This is a genomic window from Streptomyces sp. NPDC001700 (genome assembly GCF_053596435.1).
The window spans coordinates 114,598-139,345 of record NZ_JBSFGE010000001.1; the positions used below are offsets into that span (position 1 = coordinate 114,598).

General features: G+C 71.9%; 26 protein-coding genes. 8 read left to right on the forward strand and 18 right to left on the reverse strand.

Features of this window, described 5'->3' with window-relative positions:
* Positions 1-41 precede the first annotated feature (41 nt).
* From ACWC5C_RS00565 to ACWC5C_RS00575, 3 genes are read right to left on the reverse strand one after another with little or no spacing between them, the layout of a single operon-like run.
* Complete coding sequence (locus ACWC5C_RS00565; protein WP_450872350.1) at positions 42-455, reverse strand: hypothetical protein; 414 nt, start codon at positions 453-455, stop codon at positions 42-44.
* A gap of 35 nt (positions 456-490) precedes the next feature.
* The gene (locus ACWC5C_RS00570; RefSeq protein WP_385444816.1) at positions 491-1,030 is read right to left on the reverse strand and encodes a hypothetical protein; all 540 of its coding nucleotides are present in this window, start codon (positions 1,028-1,030) and stop codon (positions 491-493) included.
* Positions 1,027-1,821: a TIGR04255 family protein gene (locus ACWC5C_RS00575; RefSeq protein WP_450872353.1), complete on the reverse strand. Its 795-nt coding sequence runs from the start codon at positions 1,819-1,821 to the stop codon at positions 1,027-1,029. The genes ACWC5C_RS00570 and ACWC5C_RS00575 overlap by 4 nt, the downstream gene beginning before the upstream one ends.
* A 334-nt stretch (positions 1,822-2,155) precedes the next feature.
* On the opposite strand from ACWC5C_RS00575, the gene ACWC5C_RS00580 reads away from it, so the two are divergent.
* Together ACWC5C_RS00580 and ACWC5C_RS00585 are read left to right on the forward strand one after the other, a co-directional pair.
* Positions 2,156-3,463 (forward strand): ammonium transporter, encoded by a 1,308-nt coding sequence (locus ACWC5C_RS00580; protein ID WP_450872355.1) that lies wholly within the window; start codon positions 2,156-2,158, stop codon positions 3,461-3,463.
* Positions 3,460-3,798 carry a P-II family nitrogen regulator gene (locus ACWC5C_RS00585; RefSeq protein WP_450872357.1) on the forward strand — a complete coding sequence of 113 codons (339 nt, stop codon included), beginning with the start codon at positions 3,460-3,462 and terminating at the stop codon, positions 3,796-3,798. Before ACWC5C_RS00580 ends, ACWC5C_RS00585 begins: the two co-directional genes overlap by 4 nt.
* Positions 3,799-3,821: 23 nt before the next feature.
* Here ACWC5C_RS00585 and ACWC5C_RS00590 read toward each other — a convergent pair whose 3' ends face one another.
* The 6 genes from ACWC5C_RS00590 to ACWC5C_RS00615 all read right to left on the reverse strand — a co-directional run bounded on the left by ACWC5C_RS00590 (position 3,822) and on the right by ACWC5C_RS00615 (position 8,486).
* Complete coding sequence (locus ACWC5C_RS00590) at positions 3,822-4,517, reverse strand: FAD-dependent oxidoreductase (protein WP_450872359.1); 696 nt, start codon at positions 4,515-4,517, stop codon at positions 3,822-3,824.
* Between the two features lie 451 nt (positions 4,518-4,968).
* The gene (locus tag ACWC5C_RS00595; protein ID WP_385444824.1) at positions 4,969-5,169 is read right to left on the reverse strand and encodes a ferredoxin; all 201 of its coding nucleotides are present in this window, start codon (positions 5,167-5,169) and stop codon (positions 4,969-4,971) included.
* Positions 5,170-5,186: 17 nt separating this feature from the next.
* Positions 5,187-6,431 carry a cytochrome P450 gene (locus tag ACWC5C_RS00600; RefSeq protein WP_450872361.1) on the reverse strand — a complete coding sequence of 415 codons (1,245 nt, stop codon included), beginning with the start codon at positions 6,429-6,431 and terminating at the stop codon, positions 5,187-5,189.
* A 100-nt stretch (positions 6,432-6,531) separates the two neighbouring features.
* Positions 6,532-7,254, reverse strand: a complete 723-nt coding sequence (locus ACWC5C_RS00605; protein WP_450872363.1) for a sensor histidine kinase — start codon at positions 7,252-7,254, stop codon at positions 6,532-6,534.
* Positions 7,251-7,991, reverse strand: a complete 741-nt coding sequence (locus ACWC5C_RS00610) for a response regulator transcription factor (RefSeq protein WP_450872364.1) — start codon at positions 7,989-7,991, stop codon at positions 7,251-7,253. Before ACWC5C_RS00610 ends, ACWC5C_RS00605 begins: the two co-directional genes overlap by 4 nt.
* A 171-nt stretch (positions 7,992-8,162) precedes the next feature.
* Positions 8,163-8,486, reverse strand: a complete 324-nt coding sequence (locus ACWC5C_RS00615; protein WP_385444832.1) for an antibiotic biosynthesis monooxygenase family protein — start codon at positions 8,484-8,486, stop codon at positions 8,163-8,165.
* 341 nt (positions 8,487-8,827) lie between these two features.
* Here ACWC5C_RS00615 and ACWC5C_RS00620 point away from each other — a divergent pair, with 341 nt between their 5' ends.
* Together ACWC5C_RS00620 and ACWC5C_RS00625 are read left to right on the forward strand one after the other, a co-directional pair.
* Positions 8,828-10,891: a bifunctional glycosyltransferase 87/phosphatase PAP2 family protein gene (locus ACWC5C_RS00620; RefSeq protein WP_450873210.1), complete on the forward strand. Its 2,064-nt coding sequence runs from the start codon at positions 8,828-8,830 to the stop codon at positions 10,889-10,891.
* 86 nt (positions 10,892-10,977) lie between these two features.
* Positions 10,978-11,643 (forward strand): superoxide dismutase family protein, encoded by a 666-nt coding sequence (locus ACWC5C_RS00625; protein ID WP_450872366.1) that lies wholly within the window; start codon positions 10,978-10,980, stop codon positions 11,641-11,643.
* Positions 11,644-11,687: 44 nt separating this feature from the next.
* On the opposite strand, the gene ACWC5C_RS00630 is transcribed toward ACWC5C_RS00625, so the two are convergent.
* Positions 11,688-12,920: a cytochrome P450 gene (locus tag ACWC5C_RS00630; RefSeq protein WP_450872368.1), complete on the reverse strand. Its 1,233-nt coding sequence runs from the start codon at positions 12,918-12,920 to the stop codon at positions 11,688-11,690.
* Between the two features lie 252 nt (positions 12,921-13,172).
* Here ACWC5C_RS00630 and ACWC5C_RS00635 point away from each other — a divergent pair, with 252 nt between their 5' ends.
* Both ACWC5C_RS00635 and ACWC5C_RS00640 read left to right on the forward strand, forming a co-directional pair.
* Complete coding sequence (locus tag ACWC5C_RS00635; protein WP_450872370.1) at positions 13,173-14,342, forward strand: steroid 3-ketoacyl-CoA thiolase; 1,170 nt, start codon at positions 13,173-13,175, stop codon at positions 14,340-14,342.
* A gap of 105 nt (positions 14,343-14,447) precedes the next feature.
* Positions 14,448-14,984 carry a hypothetical protein gene (locus tag ACWC5C_RS00640; RefSeq protein ID WP_450872371.1) on the forward strand — a complete coding sequence of 179 codons (537 nt, stop codon included), beginning with the start codon at positions 14,448-14,450 and terminating at the stop codon, positions 14,982-14,984.
* 54 nt (positions 14,985-15,038) lie between these two features.
* Here the strand turns inward: ACWC5C_RS00640 and ACWC5C_RS00645 are convergent, their stop codons facing one another.
* The 8 genes from ACWC5C_RS00645 to ACWC5C_RS00680 all read right to left on the reverse strand — a co-directional run bounded on the left by ACWC5C_RS00645 (position 15,039) and on the right by ACWC5C_RS00680 (position 22,977).
* Positions 15,039-15,863, reverse strand: coding sequence for an ECF transporter S component (locus ACWC5C_RS00645; RefSeq protein WP_450872373.1), 825 nt, complete (start codon positions 15,861-15,863; stop codon positions 15,039-15,041).
* Entirely contained in the window at positions 15,860-17,482 is a 1,623-nt protein-coding gene (locus tag ACWC5C_RS00650) for an ABC transporter ATP-binding protein (RefSeq protein ID WP_450872375.1), read from the reverse strand. The genes ACWC5C_RS00645 and ACWC5C_RS00650 overlap by 4 nt, the downstream gene beginning before the upstream one ends.
* Positions 17,479-18,774, reverse strand: coding sequence for an energy-coupling factor transporter transmembrane component T (locus ACWC5C_RS00655; RefSeq protein WP_450872376.1), 1,296 nt, complete (start codon positions 18,772-18,774; stop codon positions 17,479-17,481). Before ACWC5C_RS00655 ends, ACWC5C_RS00650 begins: the two co-directional genes overlap by 4 nt.
* Positions 18,747-19,376, reverse strand: coding sequence for an SCO2322 family protein (locus ACWC5C_RS00660; protein ID WP_450872377.1), 630 nt, complete (start codon positions 19,374-19,376; stop codon positions 18,747-18,749). The genes ACWC5C_RS00655 and ACWC5C_RS00660 overlap by 28 nt, the downstream gene beginning before the upstream one ends.
* Positions 19,376-20,620 (reverse strand): prenyltransferase/squalene oxidase repeat-containing protein, encoded by a 1,245-nt coding sequence (locus ACWC5C_RS00665; protein ID WP_450872379.1) that lies wholly within the window; start codon positions 20,618-20,620, stop codon positions 19,376-19,378. Before ACWC5C_RS00665 ends, ACWC5C_RS00660 begins: the two co-directional genes overlap by 1 nt.
* 281 nt (positions 20,621-20,901) lie before the next feature.
* On the reverse strand, positions 20,902-21,411 hold the full coding sequence (locus ACWC5C_RS00670) for an SRPBCC domain-containing protein (protein WP_450872381.1): 510 nt from the start codon (positions 21,409-21,411) through the stop codon (positions 20,902-20,904).
* 29 nt (positions 21,412-21,440) lie between these two features.
* Positions 21,441-21,836, reverse strand: coding sequence for a nitroreductase/quinone reductase family protein (locus ACWC5C_RS00675; protein WP_450872383.1), 396 nt, complete (start codon positions 21,834-21,836; stop codon positions 21,441-21,443).
* A gap of 46 nt (positions 21,837-21,882) precedes the next feature.
* A complete protein-coding gene (locus ACWC5C_RS00680; protein ID WP_450872385.1) occupies positions 21,883-22,977 on the reverse strand; it encodes an MBL fold metallo-hydrolase in 1,095 nt (364 codons plus the stop codon).
* A gap of 67 nt (positions 22,978-23,044) precedes the next feature.
* Between ACWC5C_RS00680 and ACWC5C_RS00685 the strand changes: the two genes are divergently transcribed.
* Both ACWC5C_RS00685 and ACWC5C_RS00690 read left to right on the forward strand, forming a co-directional pair.
* Complete coding sequence (locus tag ACWC5C_RS00685) at positions 23,045-24,511, forward strand: aldehyde dehydrogenase (protein WP_450872387.1); 1,467 nt, start codon at positions 23,045-23,047, stop codon at positions 24,509-24,511.
* Complete coding sequence (locus ACWC5C_RS00690; RefSeq protein ID WP_450872389.1) at positions 24,511-24,744, forward strand: ferredoxin; 234 nt, start codon at positions 24,511-24,513, stop codon at positions 24,742-24,744. The genes ACWC5C_RS00685 and ACWC5C_RS00690 overlap by 1 nt, the downstream gene beginning before the upstream one ends.
* The last annotated feature ends 4 nt before the right edge of the window (positions 24,745-24,748 follow it).

Consider the following 24,748-nt stretch of genomic DNA (forward strand, 5'->3'; position numbering starts at 1 on the left):
GAGCCGTCCGCCGTCATTCGGCAGGCGTCACTCGGCAGGTGTCACTCGGCCGGGAAACATAATCGGGACTCCTCGGCCAGCGCCTCGGAGATCTCGCGGCGGCGTGGTTTGTCCGGCCGGGGGACCTCGCACTGGATCAGGGCGTGCGCCATCCCGATGGGCGGGTCCTCGGGGTCGGGCGCGTCGATGATCTTCGCCTTGCAGGGGCGGGTGGCCCGGGCCGGGAAGCCGTAGACCATCTGCCCCGGCTTCTTGACCATCGCTTCGGGGCCCAGCCCGTACTCGGTGAGCAGGGAACTCCGGTGGACGGAGATTCCATCGGGGTCCCATCGGAACGCCGTATGGGTGGGCACCCGTCTCCCGGTTTCCAGGTCGGGCACCAGGAAGCCCGGTGCCTCCGGTATCCGCCGATAGATCAGCTCGCTGTCGGAGTTGTTTTCGTCACGTGCGCTCAAAGAGCACTCCCCCCTCAATACCCTCTCAGCGCCGCTTAAGAGAAAAGCCTCTTCCAGTTCGGATTGACCGACCAGACGCGCGTCGAGAGGGCTGAGAGGAAGCGGCGGATGTTCTCGTATCCGATGCCCTCGGCCCCCAGGTCCCCGTTTGCCTTCAGATCGCCCGCCGCGTCGATGTAACGCACGAACGGGGGCTCGTCGGGGGAGAACTCAAGCTCCAGCCGCTCCTTGCCCGCCCGCCACTCGAAGAGGATGGCGCCCTCTTCCCCGGGGGTGATGAAGGGGAAGACCGTGCGGTAGTCGGAGATCCGGTCCAGGGTGCGGTAGGCCGCGTGGGTGACGGCCTGGGAGGGTGCGCTGCCTCCGGCGTCGTCCCAGTCGTCGGGCAGCGTCCTCAACTCGTGCAACTTGCCGCTGACATAGGTCTGTAATTCGAGCTTGGTCTGCTTCTCCAGCGCGCGCGATTCCGCGCCGCCCCGGTCCCCGCGCCTGATCAGCCACACCCCCGCCTCGCGTGGTTCGTCCTTGCGGACGGGTGAGAACTGCCCGGTGGGGCACGCCTCGGACGCAATCATTTCATTTCCCCCCATTGCTGCCGCATCTGCGCGCTCGTCGCCTCCACAAATGCGCCGCTCACCACCTCATGTGCCGCGTCCATGCGCAGGGCGAAGTCGTCCCCCAGGTCGACTTGCGACTCCGCGTCGATGATCAGGGACGAGCCCTCGGAGAACTCGCCGACCGACGGCTCGGTCACCGCCGAATCGACCCCGATGAGAACGGAGACCCGGTCGTCGCGCTCGGACTGCTGGTATTGCACCCGGAAGCCGCAGTAATCGGGCGCCCGGAACGGGAAGGCCGATTTGGACGACCAGCCGGTCAGGACCCCGGCCATGGCCTGGTACGCGGAAATCTCCGGAAGTCTGTTGAGATACTGGGCGTCGGCCCGCCTCACCTCGGGCAGCGTGCCGCAGATGTTCTGCGAGAGCTTCGAGAAGTGGTCGAACTTCCCGAGCAGTTCCGTCTTGAGGGAGTCATAGCCGGGATAGGGCTGCTCGTCCCCGGTGGACTTCCAGGTCAGGATGAAGCGGTCCTGCTGGAACTTGATCTTCCGGTCACCGAGTTCGGTGGACAGGGAGCAGAGCCCCATCGGCCAGGGCAATCCGGAGCGCATGAACTCCACGTCGTCCTGGCTGGAGGGCTGCCATGGGGTCAGCGGCGTGGACTCCCGCAGGTTGGGATACTCGCTGCGCCAGTCGACCCGCAGTGAGGCCAGGTCGAGCGACTGCAGTCGCGACAACGGCTGGAACATCAGCCCTAACGTGACCTCATGCACCGGCGGCTGCCTGAACCGCAGCATCCCTGCCATGTCACCACCCCCTCACGGAGAGTACCCATGTGGCGTGCGCCACGAACAGAGAATGGCTCAAGTCGCCTGCGAGGCGATGCGGGATGGGCGGAAAAGTACCCCAATGCCCGGGTCGTGCTGCCCGGAAGGGTGAAAACGTCACGCTTTTGACGCGCGGGGGCTCCGTGTTCGCTAGGCGGTGCGCGGTGAGCGTGTGGAAACGCCGACGCAACGCGAAACATGGGGGAAACACGTCCGTGCGCGCGTGGTAACGACCGGACGTGACCCTTCCTTGGGCGGCCATCGAGCACCCACCGATGCCGACCCCTGCCGACCAAGAAGGTGACATATCGATATGCCGAGCGGATTCGACGCCGGAGACACCGCCTGGCTGCTGGCCAGCACCGCGCTCGTGCTGCTCATGACGCCCGGGCTCGCCCTGTTCTACGGCGGCATGGTGCGGGCCAAGAGCGCGCTGAACATGCTGATGATGAGCTTCGTCTCCATCGCCGTCGTCACCGTGGTCTGGCTGTTCGCCGGCTACAGCCTCGCCTTCGGCAAGGACCTCGGCGGCGCCGGACTGCTCGGCGGTCTTGAGTACGCGGGGATGCGCGGCATCGGGCCTACCGACCTGACCGGCTCTGTGCCGACGCTGCTCCACGCCACCTTCCAGCTCACCTTCGCGATCATCACGGCCGCGCTGATCAGCGGGGCGATCGCGGACCGGGCCCGGTTCGGGGCGTGGGTGGCGTTCGTCGCGGTGTGGACGCTGCTCGTATACGTTCCGGTGGCGCACTGGGTGTTCGGGCCGGGCGGCTGGATCCTGGAGAAGCTGGGGGCGCTGGACTTCGCGGGCGGCACCGTCGTGGAGGTCAACTGCGGCGCCTCCGGGCTCGCGCTGGCCCTGCTGCTCGGGCCGCGCATCGGTTTCAAGAAGGAGGCCATGCGGCCGCACAACCTGCCGCTGGTGCTGCTCGGCGCCGGGCTGCTGTGGTTCGGGTGGTTCGGGTTCAACGCCGGGTCGGCGATGGGGGCCAACGGCCTCGCTGCCGCCGCGTTCCTCAACACCCAGGCGGCGGGCTGCACCGGGCTGCTGGGCTGGCTCGTGGTCGAGAAGGTCCGCGACGGCCACGCCACCACCCTCGGCGCCGCGTCCGGCGCGGTCGCCGGACTGGTCGCGATCACCCCGTCGTGCGGTTCCGTGGGCGTCGCCGGGGCGCTGCTGATCGGGCTCGCGGCCGGGGTGCTCTGCTCGTACGCGGTGAGCTGGAAGTTCCGCTTCGGCTACGACGATTCGCTCGACGTCGTCGGCGTCCACCTGGTCGCCGGGATCGTCGGCACCGTGCTGATCGGCGTGTTCGCCACCTCCGCGATGACCGGCGGCCCGGCCGGGCTGCTGTCCGGCGGCGGCGCGGGCCAGCTCGGCAAGCAGATCGTGGCGGTGCTGGCGGTCGGCGCGTACGCGTTCGTCATGACGTACGGCATCGGGAAGCTCATCGACCGGTTCATGGGCTTCCGGGCGGCCGAGGAGGACGAACGCTCCGGGCTCGACCTCGCCGTGCACGCCGAGAGCGCCTATGATCACGGGGTTCTGGGCCACGGCGTGCCGCAGAACGCCGCCCATCGCCCGCCGCATCACCCCGACAGGACCCCGACCCCATGAAGCTGATCACGGCGATCGTCAAGCCGTTCAAGCTGGACGACGTGAAGACGGCGCTGCTGGAGATCGGTGTGCAGGGCCTCACCGTCACCGAGGCCAGCGGCTTCGGCAGGCAGCGCGGCCACACCGAGGTCTACCGAGGCGCCGAGTACCGCATCGACTTCGTGCCCAAGGCGCGCATCGAGGTGGTCGTGGAGGACGCCGAGGCCGAGGCCGTCATGGAGGCCATCGTGACCGCCGCGCGCACCGGGCGGATCGGCGACGGCAAGGTGTGGGCCGTCCCGGTGGACGACTTCGTGCGCGTCCGCACGGGGGAGCGGGGGCCGGACGCGGTCTGAGCCGCGCCCGCCCCCACAGGGCGTCACACCACGGTCGTGGCCCGACGCACCGTGTCCGTCCAGCGCGACCCGGCGGTGATCGACTGCCGCCAGGTGCGCAGCACCCGGGGCGGTACGCCCACGGCCAGCACCCCGGTCAGCCGGTCCCCGCACCGGTACGCGGCCAGGAACGCGCCCTCGTCCAGCCCGCCTTCCACCACGGCCACCTCTTCATGGCCGCGCAGGTGGCCGTACGCCTGGACGCGCAGCCCGTACTGGTCCGACCAGAAGTACGGCACCGGCTGATACGGACGCCGGGCCTCCGGCGCCGGGGCGAGCAGGTTGCGGGCCGCCGCCATGCCCTGCTCGGTGGCGTTCGTACGGTGCTCGATCCGCATCGCCGTACCGAACAGCGGGTGCTGCCAGCGCGCGACGTCCCCCGCCCCGTAGACGCCGGGGGCGGCGGCGCTGAACTCGTCGCACTCCAGGCCGTCGCCCACAGGGAGGCCGCTGTCCTCCAGCCACTCGGTGTTGGGTACGGACCCGACGGCGACCAGCACCTCGTCCGCCTCCACCCGGCCGCCGTTTGCCAGCCGGTCCTTCAGCGCCAGCACGTCGTCCAGGGTGCGCAGCACGTGGCAGCCCCGCTGATCGCCGGGCAGCCGCCGTGGCCGTACGCCGGTGGCGATTACCAGCCCGTCGTACGGCACTTCGGCCCCGTCGGCCGCGCGGCTCGTCACCGACGAGGGTGACGGCGCCGTCGTACCGTTCCTGGGGACTGAGCAGGAGTGAGCCCTGATCAGCCGCACGCCCCGAACGGTTGTGAGCGTGCTGGTCCCCGGCGTACTCAGCCCCGGGACGGTGACACGCATCCTGTGCGTGGTCCGGGCCCGGGAGGTCGGTTCCCTGCGCGACCTGGCCAGGTGGTACGGCCAGAGGCGGCGGGGAGGCCCCGAACCATCCTCTGGTGGAGCGGGGGCCCCGCACACTGGCGCCGTACCGGCGTCCCAGATCGCACGAGCACGTTAACCCGCCTGGCCCACGGCGCCGCAAGCCCACGAGTCGACCATCACACGATCGAGCTAACTCGACCTCATGCACAGTATCCCGAGAGCAGCTGACACCCCTCCCGGCGCAGCGTCTCCGCCGCCGCGAGCCCGGCGGCGGAGGCGCCGACCACGACGACGCGTCTCACTCCTCCTCCACCAGCCGGATCGCCGCCGCCGGACAGATGACGGCGGACTCCCTTACGTCGGTGTGGAGTTCGGCGGCGGGGTGGTCGTCCAGCAGCACGACGATCCCGTCCTCGTCGCGCTGGTCGAACACATCGGGCGCGATCATCACGCACTGACCGGACGCGACACACTTCGGAACATCGACTTCCACGCGCATGGTGACTCCCTCGCTTCTTATGATTCCCAGGCCACGGGCAGCTCGTAGACGCCGTACACCAGGCCGTCGTGCTTGAACGGCAGCTCGTCGACGCCGGTCGCCAGCCGCAGGGTGGGGATACGGCGGTAGAGCGTGCTGTAGACGACCTGCAGCTCCACCCGGGCGAGCGGCTGGCCCAGGCACTGGTGGACGCCGAAGCCGAACGCCATGTGGCGGCGGGCGTCGCGGCCGATGTCCAGCCGGTCGGGCTCGGGGAAGACCTCCGCGTCCCGGTTGCCGGTGCCGGTGTAGATGATGATGCCGTCCCCGGCGCGGATGGTCTCGCCGCCGATCTCGATGTCCTCCAGCGCGACCCGGCTGCGCCCGTTGTGCACGATGGTCAGGTAGCGCAGCAGCTCCTCGACGGCCTTGGCGACCACCTTCGGGTCGTCGGTCTCCCGCAGGGTGGCGAGCTGGTCCGGGTGGACCAGCAGGGCGACGGTGCCGAGGGCGATCATGTTGGCGGTGGTCTCGTGACCGGCGATCAGCAGCAGTACGCCCATGGAGGCGGCCTCGCGCCGGGTCAGCTCACCGTTCCTGACCCGGACGGCCAGCTCGGAGAGCATGTCGTCGGCGGGCTCGGCGAGTTTGACCCCGACGAGGTCGTCCAGATAGTCGGTCAGCGCGTTGTTGGCGGCGACCACGTCGTCCGCCGACGAGTAGCGGTTGATCATGAGCGAGCTGTTCCGCTGGAAGAACTCGTGGTCCTCGTACGGCACCCCGAGGAGGGCGCAGATCACCAGGGACGGCAGCGGCAGCGCGAGCGAGCGCACCAGATCGGCCGGGGAGGGCCCGGCCAGCATCGCGTCGATCAGATCGTCGGTGATCTTCTGGATGGCGGGCCGCATCGCCTCGACCCGCTTGATGGCGAATGGCGCGGTCACCATGCGGCGGATCCGGGCGTGCTCGGGGTCGTCCATGGAGATGAAGGAACGCCGGTGTTTGGCGTTCTCGCGGAAACCGGCGCTCGGGTGCGGAAAGCCGGGCAGCGTGGCCCGGGAGCTGGCGCGCGGGTCGGCGAGCAGGGTGCGCGCGTCGGCGTACCCGGTCACCAGCCACGGGGTGCTGCCGTCCCACATCCGCACCTTCGCGACCGGCCGTTCGGCGTGCATCGCCTGCGCGGTCGGCGGCGGGTCGAAGGGGCATCCGGCGGCCCGCGGCATGGGGTACGCCGGAATCTGCTGATCGGCCTGGGCCGTGTCTTCTGCCAGCGTCTCGGTCATGTCTCTCCTCGGGTGGGGGATTCCGACAGGAGCGGAGCGTGAACCTGCGTGCACCGGGGACGTGATGACCAGCGAACCTCCCCGACCTGACGCCGCCCGGTCAGTTGCCTGACGAAACGCTGACAGTGGGCAGGGCCACCGTGACCGTCGTCCCGAGGTCCGGCGCGCTGCTCACGGTCACCTCGCCGCCGTGCCGTTCGACCACCCGCCGCACGATGGTGAGCCCGAGCCCGCCGCCGCCGGGCGCGCCGCGGTCGGGCGCGGTGTACGGAGTGGTCAGCCGGGCGACCGCCCGCGGGTCCATGCCCGGCCCCCGGTCGCCGACCGACAGTTCGACCCACGGCTCCCCGCCGGGCCCGCTCACCGGACCGCGCACCGCCACGGTCACCGGGGTTCCGGCGGGGGTGTGCTGCAGGGCGTTGCCCAGCAGGTTGCGGACGGCGTGCCGCAGCATCCGGTTGTCGGCGACGAGGGCCGTGCGGCCGGAGTTCTCGCGGATGATGGGGCGTTCGGGGTCGAGCAGCCCCAGATCCGCCACCGCCTCGTCGGCCACGTCCCGCAGATCCACCGGCGCCAGGCGCGGCGGCCGCTCCCACGAGGCGTCCGAGCGGGGGAACGCCCGCTGGGTCGCCTCGTACATGTGGTCCGCCTCGTCCTGGATGCGCCGCAGGGCGCGCACCATCAGCGCGGGGTCGTCGCTGAGGCCCTGGAAGGGGAGTTCGGCCCAGCCGCGGATAGTCGTCAGCGAGGTGCGCAGCTCGTGCAGCAGCACCTCGACCAGCCGCTGCCGCTCGTCACCGTAGAGATCGTCGTCGCTGTTCATACGGTGGTGAGCTTGCCGAGCCAGTAGCCGAAGCCGCGGCGGGTGTGGATGAGCGCGGGCTCCTCCTCGTCGACCTTGTGCCGCAGCCGGGAGATCAGCTTCTCGATGGCGTTGTCCCCGTAGCTCTTGTGGTCCTTGAACCACAGGTGTTCGCCGATCTGCTCCTTGGACAGCACCCGCCCGGCGTTGGCCAGCAGATAGCGCAGCAGCCGGTATTCGGCCGGGGTGAGGTCCAGCGTGCGGCGGCCCCGCAGGGCCTGCCGGGTCGTATCGTCCAGCACCAGGTCCGCGTAGCTCGGCGGCGCCTCCTCCTCCCGGGCTCTCCGCCGCCGCCCGCGCAGCAGCACCTGCACCCTGGCCAGCACCTCGGCGATCCGGAACGGCTTGGTGACGTAGTCGCCTCCGCCGATGCCGAGCCCGGTGACGAGCGAGTCCAGGGAGTCGCGGGCGGTGAGGAAGAGAACGGGCGGATGGTCCTCGTCGGCGGCCACCAGCCGCCGGCACACGGTGAACCCGTCCAGATCGGGCAGCATCACATCCAGGATCACCAGATCCGGCCGCTCCCGCCCCACCCGGTCCAGCGCCTCACCCCCGGTGGCGGCGGTGCCGACCTGATAACCGGCCAGCTCCAGGGTGGTCGAGAGCAGTTCGGCGATCCTGGCCTCGTCGTCCACGACCAGAATGCGCTGCCCGTCCCCGCGGGCGGGCACCGGCTTCTCGCTGACACTCCCGTACACAAGGTGACCCTACTGAACCCCCCGTTCCGCGGCACCAGGGCCCTGACCACGACCGATGAGTTCAGGACAGGGCCGAGGTGGTGACGCTGGCCGCGACCTGCTCCGACGCGCTGTGCCCCGCACCGGAGCGATCCGGGCGCGGGGCACAGGGCGTCGGGCGGTGCGGCCTATTCAGCCCTTGGGGGCGGCCTGCTGGACTACCTCGAAGGACCAGAGGGTGGAGCCCGCCGCGGCGGGCTTCTGCTGGGGGGCGTCTTCGCCGCCGCGCTGGTGGGCCGCCTTCATGGGGCCCTCCATCCAGGCCTGGAAGTCCTCCTCGCTGCGCCAGCGCGTGTAGACGAGGTACTGGTCGGTGCCCTCGACGGGGCGCAGCAGCTCGAACCATTCGAAGCCGTCGGAGTTCTCCACGGTCCCGGCGCGGGAGGCGAAGCGCTTCTCCAGTACCTCGCGCTGCTCTTCGGGAACGGTCAGCACGTTGATCTTGACGATGCTCATGGGCCCATCCTGCCACCCGGCGGTGCGGCCACGGCCGTCGCGATTCGCGGGGTGCCGCGCGGTCCTGGTGAAATTGGCCGGGACCGTACGGATCCCTCCGTACAGACGCACTTCCGCCAAAGTCTGACAGCTTTCGGACAACCGGGGACGACAGTCAGGTGACGAGGGGGTGTGACGCGTCTGAGTATTTGGGCTCAGTAGTCTCAAACATTCCGAACAGGTAAAGAGGGCGAGTGGGGGAGCGGCAGGGCGTGGCGAACGTAGAGCGAGGCGGACTGCGGAGTGCCGCGGGCACGGGGGCGGGGTCCGGTGCCGTCGGGGCGCGGACGTCACGGACGATGATGGTGCTCGGCGCGCTCTGGCTGCTGGCCGGTCTGCTCGCCGCGCGGCAGGCGGCGGCGGTGCTGCGGCTGCCACCGGACGAGCGGCTGACCGACCTGGAGACCTGGATCGGCGAGCAGGGCGTCCTCCATGTGAGGGGTTCGCTGTACGACGGGGACGCGTTCACCGGCACCCCCTTCTCCGGGCTGGTGCTCAAGCCGCTGACCCGGGCCGCCGAGCAGAGTCTGGGCGTCGCCTGGACGTTCGGCACCCTGCTGCTCGTGGTGGTCCTCGGGCTGGCCGCCGCGCGCGCCCTGCCCGGGCCGGTCTCGCGCCGCACCGCGCTGCTGGCCGCGCCGCTGGCGATCTGCCTGCTGACGCTGTCCCTCCCGGTCCGCAACACCTTCACGCTCGGGCAGACGAGCATCATCCCGGTGCTGCTCGTCGTGCTCACCGTGCTGCCCCGCACCTCCGGACGGCAGGCGGGCGTCCTCATCGGCGTGGCCGCCGCCCTGCAGCCCGCGCTGCTGCTGTTCGGCGTCGTGCTGTGGCTCCTCGGGCGGCGGCGCTCGGCCGCGCTCGCGGGCGCGACGTTCGCCGCGTGCACCGCGCTGGCGTGGGCCGCCATGCCGCGCGACTCCCTGACGTACTGGATCCACCACCTCGGAGGCGCCGGGCTCGGCGAGCCCGCCGACAGCCTGGCCAACCAGTCGCTGCACGGGCTGCTGCTGCGCATCGGTCTGGAAGGGCCGGTCGAGCTGGCGCTGCTCGCGGTCCTGGCGGTCGCGGTCGCGGTCGTCGGCCTGCGGCGCGCGGTGCGCTACGCGCGGGACGGGCAGCTGCTGCTGGCCGCGGCGATCACCGGCTGTGTGGCGCTGGCGGTCTCGCCCACCTCCTGGCAGTACCAGCAGCTGTGGATCCTGCTCGCGGTCGTCGGCCGGGTGGGCCGCCGGGCCACCGACCGGCTGGTGTGGCCGGTGCTGGTGGTGCTGGTGATGACGCTGAGCCGGACCGCGCTGCTGCCCGACATCGAGATCGCCGGGCATATCGGCTACAACGCCCCGCTACTGGCCGCGCTCGCCGCCGCCTGCCTGGTGCCGTTCGTCTCCCGCACGTCCCCGCAGTGGGACAGCCCGGAGCCGACGCCGGTGCTGGAGCCGCACCAGGGCCGGTTCGCCTGGATCCCGCTGCTGCGCTTCGTACGGCGGCCGCTGTCCCGGCCGAACCTGCTGCTGGAGCTGATGTTCATCCGCGTCGGCTACTTCGCCTACTCGTGGATCCGCGCCCACGCGCCCGACGAGCGCGGCATCGCCGAGGGCCACGGCCACCAGGTGCTGGCCATCGAGCGCTTCCTGTATATCGACATCGAGCACTGGTTCAACCTCCTCGTCGCGGACACCCCGTGGCTGAAGGACGGCATGAACTGGTACTACAGCACCTTCCACTTCCTCATCCCGCTGTCCCTGCTGGGCTGGCTCTATCTGCGCCGCCCCGCGACCTACCGCTGGGCCCGCACCCCGCTCGCGTTCGCCACGATGCTCGCGCTGGTCGGCTTCTGGCTCTACCCGCTGGCCCCGCCGAGGCTGATGGGCCTCGGGTACGTCGACACGGCGCACGGCCCGCAGGATCTGAACAACCCGGACTTCGGCGCGCTCACCAAGCTGTCCAACCAGTACGCGGCCATGCCGTCGCTGCACGTGGGCTGGTCGCTGTGGTGCGGCGTGGTCATCGCGCTGGTGGCGCCGTACCTGTGGATGAAGATCCTCGGCATGCTGTACCCGCTGCTCACCGTCGCGGTGATCGTCGGCACGGCGAACCACTACGTGCTGGACGCGGTCGGCGGCGCGGCCGTCGTCGCGGCCGGATTCGGTCTGCAGTACGTGCTGCTCGGCGTCGGCCGGAAGCCCACCGAGGAGGCGAACGGCTCGGTCACCGAGATGCTGACGGCGGGCGCCCGGGGCGCACGGGAGCGCGTCCGGGCGCGGTTGCGGAGGCCACGCGCCGGGGAGTCGGGGGAGACGTCGCAGGTGGCGGAGGTCCCCCATCCGAAGGAGGCCGCGGAGGCGGCCGACGCCTCGCGTTGAAGGGTCCGGTGCACCGGTCTAGCGTTGAGGAAAGCGGTATAAACGCCAGGAAGTCTCGGGGGTCCCGACCAAGGAGGGATCTGAGGATGTCCCTGGTAACGGCGGCCGCCGCAGCGCTGGCCGTATCGATGACCGTCATCTCACCCGCGGCCGCCGCGCCGAGCGCCACGGCCGATCCCTCGCCGAACCCCACGGCGTTCGTCCTGGAGCGGTTCCGGCCCGCCTCACAGGCCCAGGGCGACCGTGGCGCGGTGACGTACGACAGCGCGCTGGTCCCCACGACCGCCGTCGCGCTCGTCGCGGAGCTGCGGCTCCCGGGGAAGTGGCACGGCGAGATGCGGGACCACGAGATGCGAGAGCAGGGGGAGCACGGGAAGCACGGCATGCCGCCGCGCGGCACGTTCGTCTTCCTGGCCCTGCGCGGGGTCGAACCGGACCACCACTTCGGGATACACGTCCACACCAGGCCGTGCGGTGCCCAGCCCGATTCGTCCGGCCCGCACTACCAGAACGTCAAGGACCCGAAGCAGCCGTCGACCAACCCCAAGTACGCCAACGCGCGCAATGAGATGTGGCTCGACGCCACCACCAACAGCCGTGGCGACGCCCGCACCAAGTCCATGGTGAAGTGGCACTTCAGGGCCGGTGAGGCGCGCTCGGTGGTGATCCACGAGCATGGCACCTCCACCCACATGGGGCGGGCGGGCATGGCCGGGGACCGGGTGGCCTGCATCAACGTGCCGTTCAAGTAGGCGGGCCGGTCACGTAGTGCGGTTCATGCGGCGGCGGTCACGCGCTACGCGTACGACACCCGTAGCTCCTTGATCCCGTTCAGCCACGCCGACCGCAGCCGCCGGGGCGCGCCGGTGAGGCGGATGCCGGGGAGGGTGTCCGCGATGGCGTTGAAGATCAGCCGGATCTCCAGTTCGGCGAGGCTCTTGCCGAGGCAGAAGTGCGGTCCGCCGCCGCCGAAGCCGAGGTGGGGGTTGGGGTCGCGGGTGATGTCGAAGACCTCGGGGCGGTCGAAGACCTCGGGGTCGTTGTTGGCGGAGGCGTAGAACACGCCGACCCGCTGGCCCGCCCGGATGGTCTGGCCGCCGAGCGTGGTGTCCTGGGTGGCGGTGCGCTGGAAGGACATCACAGGAGCGGCCCACCGGACGATCTCGTCGGCGGCGCTGGCGGGGCGCTCGCGCTTGAACAGCTCCCACTGGTCGGGGTGGGTGAGGAAGGCGTGCATGCCGTGGCTGATGGCGTTGCGGGTGGTCTCGTTGCCCGCGACGGACAGCAGCAGGACGAAGAAGCCGAACTCGTCCGAGCCCAGGTTGCCCTGGTCCTCGGCGGCGACCAGCGCGCTGACGATGTCCTTGGCCGGGCACTGCTTGCGGTCGGAGGCCAGGTTCATGGCGTACGAGATCAGCTCCATGGCCGACTCGGCGCCGATCTCCTCGGTGATGGCCAGCTCCGGGTCGTCGTACGCGACCATCTTGTTGGACCAGTCGAAGATCTTGATCCGGTCCTGCTGGGGGATGCCGATCAGCTCGGCGATGGCCTGGAGCGGGAGTTCGCAGGCGATGTCGGTGACGAAGTCGCCGGTGCCGTTCTCCTTGGCCCCGGCCACGATGCGTTCCGCGCGGTCGTGGAGGGCGTCCTCCAGGGAGCGGATCGCGCGCGGGGTGAAGCCGCGCTGGACGATCTGGCGGACCCGGGTGTGCTCGGGCGGGTCCATGTTGAGCATGATCAGCTTCTGGACCTCGATCTGCTCGCGCTGTATGCGCTCGTTGAAGCGGATGATCGCGGTGTTGCGGTGCGAGGAGAAGATCTCGGGCCGGGTCGAGACCTCCTTGACGTCGGCGTGCCGGGTGACGGCCCAGTAGCCGTCGTCGTCGAAACCGGCGATGCCGTGCCGCTGGGGGATCCATGACACGGGGGCCGTCTGCCGCAGCTGGGCGAACTCGGGGAGTGGCACCCGGTGCTCATGGAGGTCGGGGTCGGTGAAGTCAAAGCCTTCGGGGAGCGCTGGACAGGACATCGGCCACTCCAGATCTGACGGCCTATCAGAAAGTGTCCAGAAGGTAGTAACGGGTTCTACAAGTAGCAAGGGCCATGGCGGGCCTTCTTGGGGCCGGATGCTCCAACTCGCCCTGTGCACAAGATGTGCACAACCCTTGCGCCGTCAGGTCGGGCCTCAGCAGACTGAGCGAGGGAACTAGAACGCGTACTAGTTCTGGCGCGGGCGCGCTGCCGGGAGCCCCCGCGGACGCGATGGAGAAGAGGACGAGTCATGGCCGCGGAACCCGTCATCGTCGAAGCCGTACGCACCCCCATCGGGAAGCGCGGAGGCGCGCTCGCCAACCTCCACCCCGCGTATCTCCTCGGGGAAACCTACCGCGAACTCCTCGCCCGCACCGGCATCCAGCCCGACTGCGTCGAACAAATTGTCGGCGGCACGGTCACCCACGCGGGAGAGCAGTCCATGAACCCCGCGCGCACCGCCTGGCTGGCCATGGGTCTCCCCTACGAGACGGCCGCGACGACCGTGGACTGCCAGTGCGGATCGTCGCAGCAGGCGAACCATATGGTGGCCACGATGGTCGCCACCGGGGTCATCGACGTCGGCATCGGCTGCGGCGTCGAGGCCATGTCGAGGGTGCCGCTCGGCAGCGGCTCCAAGCACGGTCCTGGCAAGCCGTTCCCCGACGAGTGGAACGTCGACCTCCCCAACCAGTTCGAGGCCGCCGAGCGGATCGCCCGGCGGCGCGGGCTCACCCGGGAGGGCGTCGACACGCTCGGCCTCCTCTCCCAGGAGCGCGCGGCCCGGGCCTGGGCCGAGGAGCGCTTCAAGCGCGAGACCTTCGCGGTGCAGGTGCCCACGACCGAGGAGGAGCAGGCGGCCGGAGAGGGCATGTGGCGGGCCGTCGACCGGGACGAGGGGCTGCGCGACACCAGCATGGCGGCGCTGGGCGGGCTGAAGCCCGTCATGCCGACGGCCGTGCATACGGCGGGCAACTCCTCCCAGATCTCGGACGGCGCGTGCGCGGTGCTGTGGGCGTCCAAGCGGATGGCCCGCGCGCTGAAGCTGCGGCCCCGCGCCCGGATCGTGGCCCAGGCCCTGGTCGGCACCGATCCGCACTACCACCTGGACGGTCCGATCGACGCGACGCGGGCCGTGCTGGGGAAGGCCGGGATGACGCTCAAGGACATCGACGTGGTCGAGATCAACGAGGCGTTCGCGTCGGTCGTGCTGTCCTGGGCGCAGGTCTTCGAACAGGATCTGGAGAAGGTGAACGTCAACGGCGGCGCCATCGCGCTCGGCCACCCGGTGGGGGCGACGGGTGCGCGGCTGATCACTACGGCGCTGCATGAACTGGAGCGGGCGGACAAGGAGTTCGCGCTCATCACGATGTGCGCGGGCGGGGCGCTGGCGACGGGGACGATCATTCAGCGGCTGTAGGTAGATGCTTCAAGTTGTGCTCGACCGGTGGGCGACATGATGCGGCGCGTCATACGGCACGTCATACGCCACGTCATGCGGTCGGAGTCGAAGGGAAGCGACGTTATGTCAGCTCGCCGAATGCTCACCGGTACATTTCTGGGGCTCGGAGCCCTGCTCATGGCCCAGGCCGCGGTCGCCCCGGCCGCCGGGGCCGCGCCCGTCCCCGTCACCGCGCTCAACTGCGATGGCGACACCTACAAGTGCACGGCCAACCTTCAGTTCGGTGACGGCAGGTGGATCGCGGACTGGGGCGTGAACGTGTACCACCAGAGCCCGGCCCGGCAGGCGGCGGCCGTGAAGTCGGCGTCCGTGAAGTCGGTGAAGGCGCCGGTCCCGGTGACGGCTCTGAAGTGTGATGGTGACACCTACAAGTGCACGGCCAACCTCCAGTTCGGTGACGGCCGGTGGGTCGCGCAGTGGAACGCGAATGTGTTCCACCAGAGCCCGGCCCGGCAGGGGGCAGCGGTGAAGTCGGTGAAGGCGCCGGTCCCGGTGACGGCCCTGAAGTGTGATGGCGACACCTACAAGTGCACGGCCAACCTCCAGTTCGGCGACGGCCGGTGGGTCGCGCAGTGGAACGTGAGCGTGTTCCACCAGTAAGCCGGTGGTGACGAGCGGGCCCGGTGCCGTACGCGGCGCACCGGGCCCGCTTCGTCATCCGCGCTCGAACGCCACCGGCGCCTCGAACGCCGCCCGCCGCGTCGCGCGCCGCAGCGCCCGCAGGATCGGCCCGCCGAGGGTCAGGGTCAGCACCACCGTCACCACCGCGCGCGGCAGGTCCCAGCCGAGCGACGTCGCCAGGCAGTACGTGACGAAACGGGCCAGGTTCGCGCCGACCGCGTCGCCCGGCACATAGCTGATCCCCGACGACATCCCCTGCGTCAGCGTCCAGCCCTGGAGGTTCATGGCCGTCCCGTACGCCACGGACGCGAGCGCCCCGTACCCCGCCAGCAGCGCCAGTTCGCGGCGGCCGCGCAGCCGTCCGGCGCCGGGCAGCAGCCCCGCGCCCAGCGCGACCCACCCCATCGCCAGCATCTGGTACGGCATCCAGGGCCCGACGCCGCCCGTGAGCAGCGCCGACGCGAACATCGTCACCGAGCCGAGCACCAGCCCGAAACCGGGGCCGAGCACCCGCCCCGAGAGCACCATCAGGAAGAACATCGGCTCGATGCCCGCCGTGCCCGCGCCCAGCGGCCGCAGCGCCGCGCCCGCCGCCGCCAGCACCCCGATCATCGCGATGGCCTTCGCGTCCAGACCGGTGTCGGCGATCGTCGCCACGACCACCGCCAGCAGCAGCGGCAGCAGCGCGGCGAACAGCCAGGGCGCGTCGGCGGCGTGGGCGGCGACGCCGGAGTGGGCGGGCGCGACGAGCGGCCAGACGAACGCGGCGACGCCGACCGCCGAGACGAGGACGAGGGCGACGACCGAGCGGGGCCCAAGCCGGACGGCCCGTACCCGGGATGGGTGGGGTCCGTTCATCGCGCCCCCTCCAGCGCCTCGCGCACCTGCGGCACCGTCAGCCACGGCAGCGGCGCGAGGATCTTCGCGACCTGTGGGGCGAAGGCGGGGGAGGACGTCACGACCTCCGCCGTCGGGCCGTCCGCGACCACCTCGCCGTCGGCCAGGATGACGACCCGGTGGGCGAGTTCGGCCGCCAGCTCCACGTCATGCGTGGCCAGCACGATGGCGTGGCCGTCCGCCGCCAGCCCGCGCAGCACCCGCGTCAGCCGTGCCTTCGCCGCGTAGTCCAGCCCGCGCGTCGGCTCGTCCAGCAGCAGGAGCGGCGGGCGGGCCGTGAGGATGACGGACAGCGCGAGGGCGAGCCGCTGCCCCTCGGACAGATCGCGCGGATGCGCCTCGTCCGCCACCTCGGGCAGCAGCTCCGTGACCAGCGCCCGGCAGGTGCCGGACGCCGCCCCCGCGTCCTCGTCGGCGGCCGCGCACTCGGCCGCCACCGTGTCCGCGTACAGCAGATCGCGCGGCTCCTGCGGTACGAGGCCCACGTGGCGCAGGAGTTCGGCGGGGCGGGTGCGGTGCGGTACGAGGCGTTCCGCACCGATGCGCAGGGTTCCGGCGGCCGGTTCCCGCATCCCGACGAACGTGGCGAGGAGGGTCGACTTCCCGGCCCCGTTGCGGCCCATCAGCGCCACCGTCTCGCCGGGCCGCACCGACAGGCTGACGTCGCGCAGCGCCTCGACGCGCCCGTGCCGTACGGACAGCCGCTCGGCCTGCCCGGCCGGTGAGCCGTCCGGCGCTGTGTGCCGGGTAGGTGGAGTGAGGTCCGCCAGCCGCTCCCGCAGCGTCCCCGCCTTGCGGCGCGCGTCCCGTACGGACAGCGGGACCGGGGCCGTCCACCCCGCGAGGCCGCCCAGCGCCACGACCGGCGGCTGCACGGGCGAGACCGGCATGATCTCGGCCGGTTCGCCGACGACCGGGGCCGCGCCGGGGGCGGGCAGCAGGATCACCTGGTCCGCGTACTGCACCACCCGCTCAAGACGGTGTTCGGCCATCAGCACGGTCGTGCCCAGGTCGTGCACCAGCCGCTGCAGCACGGCCAGCACCTCTTCGGCGGCGGCCGGGTCGAGTGCCGAGGTGGGCTCGTCCAGGACCAGGACCTTGGGGTGGGTGGTGAGCACCGACCCGATCGCGACCCGCTGCCGCTGCCCGCCGGAGAGCGTGGCGATGGGCCGGTCGCGCAGCTCGGCGAGGCCGAGGAGGTCGAGGGTCTCCTCGACGCGGCGGCGCATCGTGTCGGGCGGCAGGCCCAGCGACTCCATCCCGTAGGCGAGTTCGTCCTCGACGGTGTCGGTGACGAAGTGGGCGAGCGGGTCCTGGCCCACGGTGCCGACGGCGTCGGCCAGCTCGCGCGGCTTGTGGGTACGGGTGTCCCGCCCCGCGACCGTGACCCTGCCCCGCAGCGTGCCCCCGCTGAAGTGCGGCACCAGCCCGGAAACGGCACCCAGAAGAGTCGACTTGCCGACTCCGGAGGGGCCGACGAGCAGGGCCAGCTCGCCCTCCGGAACGGTGAGTTCCACCCCGTGGAGGGCGGGCCGGGCGGCGCCGTCGTAGGTGACGGACACCTGCTCGAAGCGGATCACTGGGTGACCTCCTCGGTTTCGTACCGTATAGCCGGTGCTGGCGCGACGAACGCCGGGAGCAGCCCCAACAGGACCCCCGCCGCCGGCCACAGCGGCAAGTCCGGTGCGGTGAGCGGCACGGCGGGCGGATTCAGGGACTCCGGCGCGTACGAGGCGGCCCAGATCATCAGCGCCGCGACCGCCGCCCCCGACCCCGACACCAGCCAGGCCCGCACGCCCCACCGGTCCGGCCGGTAGCGGCTGCGGACCGACCGGCGCCCGCCCAGCCACAGCCCGCCCAGCGCGGCGGCGAGCCCGGCCAGCAGCAGCGGCAGCCCGTACCCCGCGCCCTCCGAGGCCAGCAGCCCGTACGTACCGCAGCAGACGCCGAGCAGCCCGCCCAGCGTCAGCGCGGCGGTCGTACGGCGCACCGCGGGCGGGACCTGCGCGGTGCGGCCGTAACCGCGCGCGTCCATCGCCGCCGCCAGCGCCACGGACCGCTCCAACGCGCCCTCCAGCACCGGCAGTCCCACCTGCAGCAGCGCCTTCACCCCACGGTCGGGCCGCCCGCGCAACCGGCGCGCCGCGCGCAGCCGCTGGACGTCCGCCACCAGATGCGGCGCGAAGGTCATCGCCACGACCACCGCCACCCCCGCCTCGTACAGCGCGCCCGGCAGCGACTTGAGCAGCCGCGCCGGGCTGGCCAGCGCGTTCGCCGCCCCGACGCAGACCAGCAGCGTGGCCAGCCGCAGCCCCTCGTACAGCGCGAACACCAGCCCCTCGGCGGTGACCCGCCCCCCGATCCGCACCCCCTGCGCCCAGCCGGGCAACGGCACTTCGGGCAGTGTGAACAGCACCCGCGTACTGGGGATCGGCGAGCCGAAGAACACCGCGAAGACGAGCCGGATCGCGAGCACGACCAGCCCGAGCCGCAGAAACGCGCCGTACGACCGCGCCCAGGGCGCATCGGTACGACGCACCGCCACCACATACCCGGCGACCGCGACGATCAGCCCGAGCAGCAGCGGATTGCTGGTCCGCGAAGCGGCCGCACCCAGCCCCAGCGCCCACACCCACCACGCCCCGGCATGCAGCGCGCTCCCGCGACGCGGACGCGGCGGGCCGGACGCGGCAGCCCCACGCCCCCGCCCGATCGCGGGGGTGGCCCCTGCCGGGGCAGCGCCCCCGCCACCGGGGCCGCCGGTACGGTACGGTCGCGAACCCGCCGGGCGGTCCGCCGCCCGTGCTCCGACCGCGCCGAGTGCCATACGCGCGCCCATCGCCGTCACGACCTGCGGCGGCGGGTTTGCCATGCCGCCGCTGCCCCGAGGACGGCCACGGCGGCTACTCCGCCTATCAGGCCTGCCGATGGGCCGCCGTCGCCGCCTTCAGCAGCCTTGTGGGCGGTCACCGCCTCGCCGCAGCCCGACTTCGGGTAGCCCGCTATCGCGCACAGCAGCGCCGAGGAGTTGTAGCGCAGTGGCTTCGCGACCGTCGCCAGCGCCTCCCCGGCCGTCGCGTCCTCGCCGACCCGCGCGCACGCGGTGCGGGGCTTCGGGGGCGTACGGCCGTCCGGGGCGTCCTGGGGGGTGCCGAAGTCCAGGACTACCGCGATCCGTTTCGTGCCGCTCTTGGCGGGCGTATCCGCGGTGCAGACCGTGCCGAAGCGGGCCGTGCCGCGCGGTCGGGCGGCATCGCGGGAGTCCTCGCTGACGGCGAAGCGGAAGCCGATCATGTCGCCGTCGCCGGGGCGGGCCGCGGAGGGGCCCTCCGACGCGTACGTCCAGCCGCCGCCGTCCCCGCCCCGCTGCCAGAACGACCAGTAGCGGTACCCCTCGGCATGGGCGGGGGCGGCGACGGCGAGCACGGCGAGCAGGGCCACGAGCGGCAGCCGGATCACCGAGCGGCCGAACATCAAAGCTGCTGCCTCTTACGGCCGCTGAGCAGGAAACCGATGCCCATACCGGCCACCGCGCAGCTCCCGACGATCCACCAGACGCTGCCCGTCCCGCCGTCGTCGTCACCCTTCGCGTCGCTCTTCGACGCCTGCTCCTCGGCCGGCTTCGGCCCGGTGGCGTTGAGCTGCTGTACGAGGTCGGCGTCGCCGAAGTGGCGCGGGTCGGCACCGGCCGCGTGGGCCGCGAGCACCAGTTTGGCCAGCGCGCCCGGGTCGCCCTTCGCCCAGGCCGCCGCGCCGCTGTCCTTGCCCTGCAGCCACTGCAACGGGCGGGCCGCCGCCGCGCTGTGCTCACCGGCGGCGAGCGCCATGATCGCGTCGGCGGTGGCGCCGAAGTCGGGCTGCGCCTTGGCGCCGGGCGTCGTGGACTTCAGGTGCATGCCGTTGCCGGACATGGTGGTGGAGAGGTAGGCGAGCGCGGCCTCGGAGGCGTCCTCCGGTGTACGGTCCGCGCCGCCGCCCTTCTCCTCGCAGGCCAGCGGCTTGGGGCTCTTGTCGTCGTCCTTGCCGACCGGGTCGAAGACGAAGCCCGAGCCCCGGGTGCCCAGCGCCGCGCTCACGGTGGCCAGGTCGTTGGCGGCGGCGGGCTTGCCCTTCCCGGACGTGTACGCGAACGCGCCCCGCTGCGCCTCCTTCGCCGAACAGTCCAGCTGCAGCCCGAGCAGCGCGTCGTACGGCGTCTTGCCGCTCGCCGCCGCCGCGACCTCCACCGGGTCCATTCCGGCCGTGGCGAAGGCGCCGACCGCGACCGAGGTGGAGTTGGCGTCGCTCGGGCCGCCGGGGTTCATGCCCCAGCCGCCGTCCTCGTTCTGGCTCCGCTTGAGCCAGCCGATGCCCTTCTCGACCGCCGCCGAGCGGCCGCCCACCGAGGCCAGCGCCTGTATCGCGGCCCCGGTCGCGTCCGTGAACTCGCCCTTCTTCGGGTCGCACGCCGTCCCGGTGTCCGCCCGGTACGCGGCGAAGCCGCCGTCCGCGCACTGCTGCCCGGCGAGCCAGTCGATGGCGGACTTGGCCGGTTTCACCCCGGTCGCGTCCTGGGCGAGCAGCGCGAGCGACTGCCGCCACACCCCGTCGAACTTGGGGTCCTTCGTCCCGTACAGCCCCTCCGGACCGTCAGAGGGAGCGGCGGAAGCGGCGGGGGCGGCGGTCGCGCACAGGGCGGCGCAGATGGCCAGGGCCGCGGCGCTGCGGCGTGCGTTCATGGCTGGGGTGCCTCTCGATCAGGGGCAGTACGCAGCCACGCACGGCCGCCCACGCATGCGCGGAACACTCCGCCACGCGGTGGCACCGGGCTCAGCTCCGCATCCCACGACGGTGCCGCCGCCGGACACCCGGACGGCGGGAGCCTCCTGCGTCGCGCCCGCCCAGGTACTCCGGCTCGTACGGCCCGCAGAGCGCGGGGCGCGTACACACGGTTGCGGGTCAGCGCCGGATTTCCACCGACTTCCCCTGATCGGACGCGGATGAAGTTCTCCCGCCCACTTTAACCGGCCGCATCAAGCCCCCCGGCGCCGCCGCCCGCCCGGCCCGCTTCCACGAACCGGGCGAGCTTCGCGAGCGCCATGCGCATGCCCGTCTCGTTGTCCTCGGCGGGCACGGCGTCGGGGACCCCTTCCTGCACGACCAGCACATCGGTGCCCTCGCCCTCACCCTCGCCCGCGTCGCTGAGCGTGGTCGTCATCGTCATCGTCCCGCCCAGCGCGGGGTCCCCGGTCTCGAACTCGATCGTCTCCACCACTCGCTCGTCCGGTACGAGCGTCACGAAACGGGCGCGGTACGTATCGGTGTGCGGGGCCGACTTGCCGGTGCCGGTCGGCACGTCGTAGGTGAGCGAGACGCGGAACTCCCCGCCCTCGCGGCCATCGAACTCGTGCACCCGCCCGCTCATCCCGTCCGGCACCCGCCACTCCGCGATGGCGCGCCCGTCCACCAGCGCCCGGTAGACCGCCGCCCGCGATGCCCGTACATGTCCGGAAACCCTCGTGGTGTACATGGGCCGAACATAGCCCCTCGGGGTGCCGCTCAGCCGGTGAGGTCGACGCGCACGGTCAGCAGGTCGATGCCGAGCGCGCGCACCGCGGTGCTGTTGTAGCGGGGGAGGGTCTTGAGGCGGGCGCGGGCGTCGTCCTCGGGGAGCGGGTGGGCGGTGCCGGTGTGCCAGGTGCCGTTGACGCGGACCCGGACCCGGGGGTCGGCCCGGAGGTTCCGTACGTACTGCGACCTGTCGCCGAACTCCGAGACGAACCAGAACGCGTCACCGACGCGGCGTCCGCCGACCGGTGTGCGCCGGGGCAGTCCGGAGGTCCGGCCGGTGGTCTCCAGGAGGGTCTGGAACGGGAGCCGGGACGCGATCGGGTTGGCGACGCGTCGCTGGAACATCGTGACGATGCGGTGCTTGCGGTCATTCTGGCGGGACATCGGTGGCCCTCTCGTTCGTCGGTCCGTCCATGGTGCCCGAGCGGGGTCACAGGGCCCGGTAGGTGATCGGGTCGGTGCCGGGCACGGGTTCGGCCCGGCGCAGGGTGACCAGGCGGCGGAGGTGGGCTTCGGCCTCCGATACGGCGATGTTGCGGGAGCCGTAGGGGATGTCGGGCCAGGGGCGGTTCCACTCCATGCGCTCGGCGAGCTGCCAGGGGGTGAGCGGGGTGGCGAGGAGGGCGCGGAGGTCCGCGAGCCGGGCCTCGTGGTGGTGGAGGAGGGCGCGGACGCGGGCGGGGGCGTCGGTGAAGGCGTGCTGGTGGGCCGGGAGGACCTCGGCCGGGTCGAGGGCGGCGACGCGCTCCAGGGAGGCGAGGTAGTCGCCCAGCGGGTCGGTGGGGGCGGGGTCGGACGGGTCCTCGTACAGGCCGATGTGCGGGGTGATTTCGGGGAGGAGGTGGTCGCCGGAGAAGAGGCGGCCGTGGCCGTGGAGCGCCGCCGGGTGGGCTTCTTCCAGGTGGAGGCAGATGTGGCCGGGGGTGTGGCCCGGTGTCCAGATGGCGCGGAGGCGGCGGCCGGGGAGGTCGAGGAGTTCGCTGGGGGCGATCTCGCGGTCGGGGAGGGCGGCCCGTTGCCCCGGGAGGTGCGTACGGCCCTCGGCGCGCGCGGCGTGCAGCGGGGCGAGGTGGTCCTCGGGGGCACCGGCTGCGGCCAGCTTCTCGGCGAGGTAGTCGAGCCAGAGGGCGGGGTCGGCCTCGCGGGTGCGGCGTACGACGTGCGCGTCGGCGCCGTGCATCGCGATCCACGCCCCGGAGGCCTCCCGCACCTGGCCGGAGAGGCCGTGGTGGTCGGGGTGGTGGTGGGTGACGAGGATGCCGTGGATCTCGGTGACATCGGCGCCGCAGGCGGCGAGCCCGGCGGTGAGGGTGTCCCAGGCGGTCGGGTCGTCCCAGCCGGTGTCGACGAGGACCGGGCCACGGTCGGTGTCGAGGAGGTGGACGAGGGTGTGGCCGAGCGGGTTGTCCGGTATGGGGACGGGGATGCTCCACACCCCGCCGCCGTGGTCGGTGACACCGGTCGCCTCTGGCACGGGGTTCCCCCTTTTCGCGAGTGCGGCGCCGGGCCGCGGCAGCGCATGCATTGCTGACTATAACGGGAACTGGTACTAGTTCTGATGCATCGTCAGATCTCGGCGGGAGGCATCAGCGATGGGCGACCTCATCGAGTACGGGCAGCTCTTCATCGGCGGGGCGCTGGTCGATCCGGCCGGGGCGGAGACCATCGAGGTCGTCTCGCCGCACACGGAACAGGTCATCGGGCGGGTGCCGCACGCCGCCCGCGCCGATGTGGACCGGGCGGTGGCGGCGGCGCGGCGGGCGTTCGACGAGGGGGAGTGGCCGCGTACCTCCCTGGAGGAACGGATCGCCGTCGTCACGCGGATCAAGGACGCGGTGGCCCTGCGGCACGAGGAGATCGCGAAGGTCATCAGCGCGCAGAACGGCTCGCCGTACTCCTGGAGCGTCCTCGCCCAGGCGCTCGGCGCGATGATGGTGTGGGACGCGGCGATCACGGTGGCGCGCGACTTCACCTTCGAGGAGCGGCGGGCCGGAGTGCTCGGGCCGCTGCTGGTGCGGCGGGAGCCGGTCGGGGTGGTGGCGGCCGTCGTGCCGTGGAACGTGCCGCAGTTCGTGGCGGCGGCGAAGCTGGCACCGGCGCTGCTGGCGGGGTGCTCGGTGATCCTCAAGCCCTCGCCGGAGACGCCGCTGGACGCGTATCTGCTGGCGGAGATCGCGACCGAGGCGGGGCTGCCGGAGGGCGTGCTGTCGATCCTTCCGGCGGACCGGGAGATCAGCGAGTACCTGGTCGGCCACCCGGGGGTCGACAAGGTGTCGTTCACGGGGTCGGTGCCCGCGGGCAAGCGCGTGATGGAGGTGGCCTCGCGCCAACTGACCCGGGTGACGCTGGAGCTGGGCGGCAAGTCGGCCGCGGTGATCCTGCCGGACGCGGATCTGGAGGCGGCGGTCGCGGGCATCGTGCCCAACGCGTGGATGAACAACGGGCAGGCGTGCGTCGCCCAGACCCGCATCCTCGCCCCGCGCGCCCACTACGACGAGCTGGCCGAGCGCTTCGCCGCCGCCGCCTCGGCCCTGGTGGTCGGCGATCCGATGGACCCGGCGACCCAGGTGGGCCCGCTGGTGGCCCAGCGGCAGCAGCGGCGCTCGCTGGACTACATCGCGCTCGGGCAGCGCGAGGGCGCCAAGGTGCTGACGGGCGGCGGGCGCCCCGAGGCCCAGGAGACGGGCTGGTACGTGGAGCCGACGCTGTTCGGGGACGTCGCCAATACGATGCGCGTCGCCCGCGAGGAGATCTTCGGCCCGGTCATCTGCCTGCTGCCGTACGGGGACGAGGAGGAGGCGGCCCGGATCGCCGACGACTCCGACTACGGACTCTCCGGCAGCGTATGGACGGCCGACGTGGCGCACGGCATCGACTTCGCGCGGCGCATCCGCACCGGTACGTACTCGGTGAACACCTTCAGCCTGGACATGCTCGGTCCGTTCGGCGGCTACAAGAACTCCGGCCTGGGGCGGGAGTTCGGCCCCGAGGGGCTGGCGGCCTACCTGGAGCACAAGATGATCCACCTGCCGCAGGGGTGGGACGGGGAGCAGGGCTGATGGGGGACCGCTGGCGGATCGAGGTCGACCGCGGCGTCTGCGTCGGCTCGGGCTTCTGCGTGAGCAGCGCCCCCGGCGGATTCCGGCTGGACGAGGCCCGGCAGGCGCATCCGGTCGACGCGGAGGCGGACGCGTCCGAGGCGGTGCTCGTGGCGGCCGAGGGATGCCCGGTGGAGGCCATCGCGATCCGGCTGCTGGAGGGCGGTGAGCAGATCTTTCCGGCCGACGAGTAGCCGG

Coding starts and splice junctions, on each gene's coding strand:
- ACWC5C_RS00675 (WP_450872383.1), bottom strand. CDS start 21,836: ATGTCCCGCCAGAATGACCGCAAGCACCGCATCGTCACGATGTTCCAG.
- ACWC5C_RS00615 (WP_385444832.1), bottom strand. CDS start 8,486: ATGAGCATCGTCAAGATCAACGTGCTGACCGTTCCCGAAGAGCAGCGC.
- ACWC5C_RS00670 (WP_450872381.1), bottom strand. CDS start 21,411: ATGTACACCACGAGGGTTTCCGGACATGTACGGGCATCGCGGGCGGCG.
- ACWC5C_RS00570 (WP_385444816.1), bottom strand. CDS start 1,030: ATGATTGCGTCCGAGGCGTGCCCCACCGGGCAGTTCTCACCCGTCCGC.
- ACWC5C_RS00690 (WP_450872389.1), top strand. CDS start 24,511: ATGGGGGACCGCTGGCGGATCGAGGTCGACCGCGGCGTCTGCGTCGGC.
- ACWC5C_RS00685 (WP_450872387.1), top strand. CDS start 23,045: ATGGGCGACCTCATCGAGTACGGGCAGCTCTTCATCGGCGGGGCGCTG.
- ACWC5C_RS00645 (WP_450872373.1), bottom strand. CDS start 15,863: ATGAACGGACCCCACCCATCCCGGGTACGGGCCGTCCGGCTTGGGCCC.
- ACWC5C_RS00575 (WP_450872353.1), bottom strand. CDS start 1,821: ATGGCAGGGATGCTGCGGTTCAGGCAGCCGCCGGTGCATGAGGTCACG.
- ACWC5C_RS00580 (WP_450872355.1), top strand. CDS start 2,156: ATGCCGAGCGGATTCGACGCCGGAGACACCGCCTGGCTGCTGGCCAGC.
- ACWC5C_RS00620 (WP_450873210.1), top strand. CDS start 8,828: ATGGTGCTCGGCGCGCTCTGGCTGCTGGCCGGTCTGCTCGCCGCGCGG.
- ACWC5C_RS00680 (WP_450872385.1), bottom strand. CDS start 22,977: ATGCATGCGCTGCCGCGGCCCGGCGCCGCACTCGCGAAAAGGGGGAAC.
- ACWC5C_RS00660 (WP_450872377.1), bottom strand. CDS start 19,376: ATGTTCGGCCGCTCGGTGATCCGGCTGCCGCTCGTGGCCCTGCTCGCC.
- ACWC5C_RS00655 (WP_450872376.1), bottom strand. CDS start 18,774: ATGGCAAACCCGCCGCCGCAGGTCGTGACGGCGATGGGCGCGCGTATG.
- ACWC5C_RS00605 (WP_450872363.1), bottom strand. CDS start 7,254: ATGAACAGCGACGACGATCTCTACGGTGACGAGCGGCAGCGGCTGGTC.
- ACWC5C_RS00640 (WP_450872371.1), top strand. CDS start 14,448: ATGTCAGCTCGCCGAATGCTCACCGGTACATTTCTGGGGCTCGGAGCC.
- ACWC5C_RS00665 (WP_450872379.1), bottom strand. CDS start 20,620: ATGAACGCACGCCGCAGCGCCGCGGCCCTGGCCATCTGCGCCGCCCTG.
- ACWC5C_RS00635 (WP_450872370.1), top strand. CDS start 13,173: ATGGCCGCGGAACCCGTCATCGTCGAAGCCGTACGCACCCCCATCGGG.
- ACWC5C_RS00585 (WP_450872357.1), top strand. CDS start 3,460: ATGAAGCTGATCACGGCGATCGTCAAGCCGTTCAAGCTGGACGACGTG.
- ACWC5C_RS00625 (WP_450872366.1), top strand. CDS start 10,978: ATGTCCCTGGTAACGGCGGCCGCCGCAGCGCTGGCCGTATCGATGACC.
- ACWC5C_RS00600 (WP_450872361.1), bottom strand. CDS start 6,431: ATGACCGAGACGCTGGCAGAAGACACGGCCCAGGCCGATCAGCAGATT.
- ACWC5C_RS00595 (WP_385444824.1), bottom strand. CDS start 5,169: ATGCGCGTGGAAGTCGATGTTCCGAAGTGTGTCGCGTCCGGTCAGTGC.
- ACWC5C_RS00630 (WP_450872368.1), bottom strand. CDS start 12,920: ATGTCCTGTCCAGCGCTCCCCGAAGGCTTTGACTTCACCGACCCCGAC.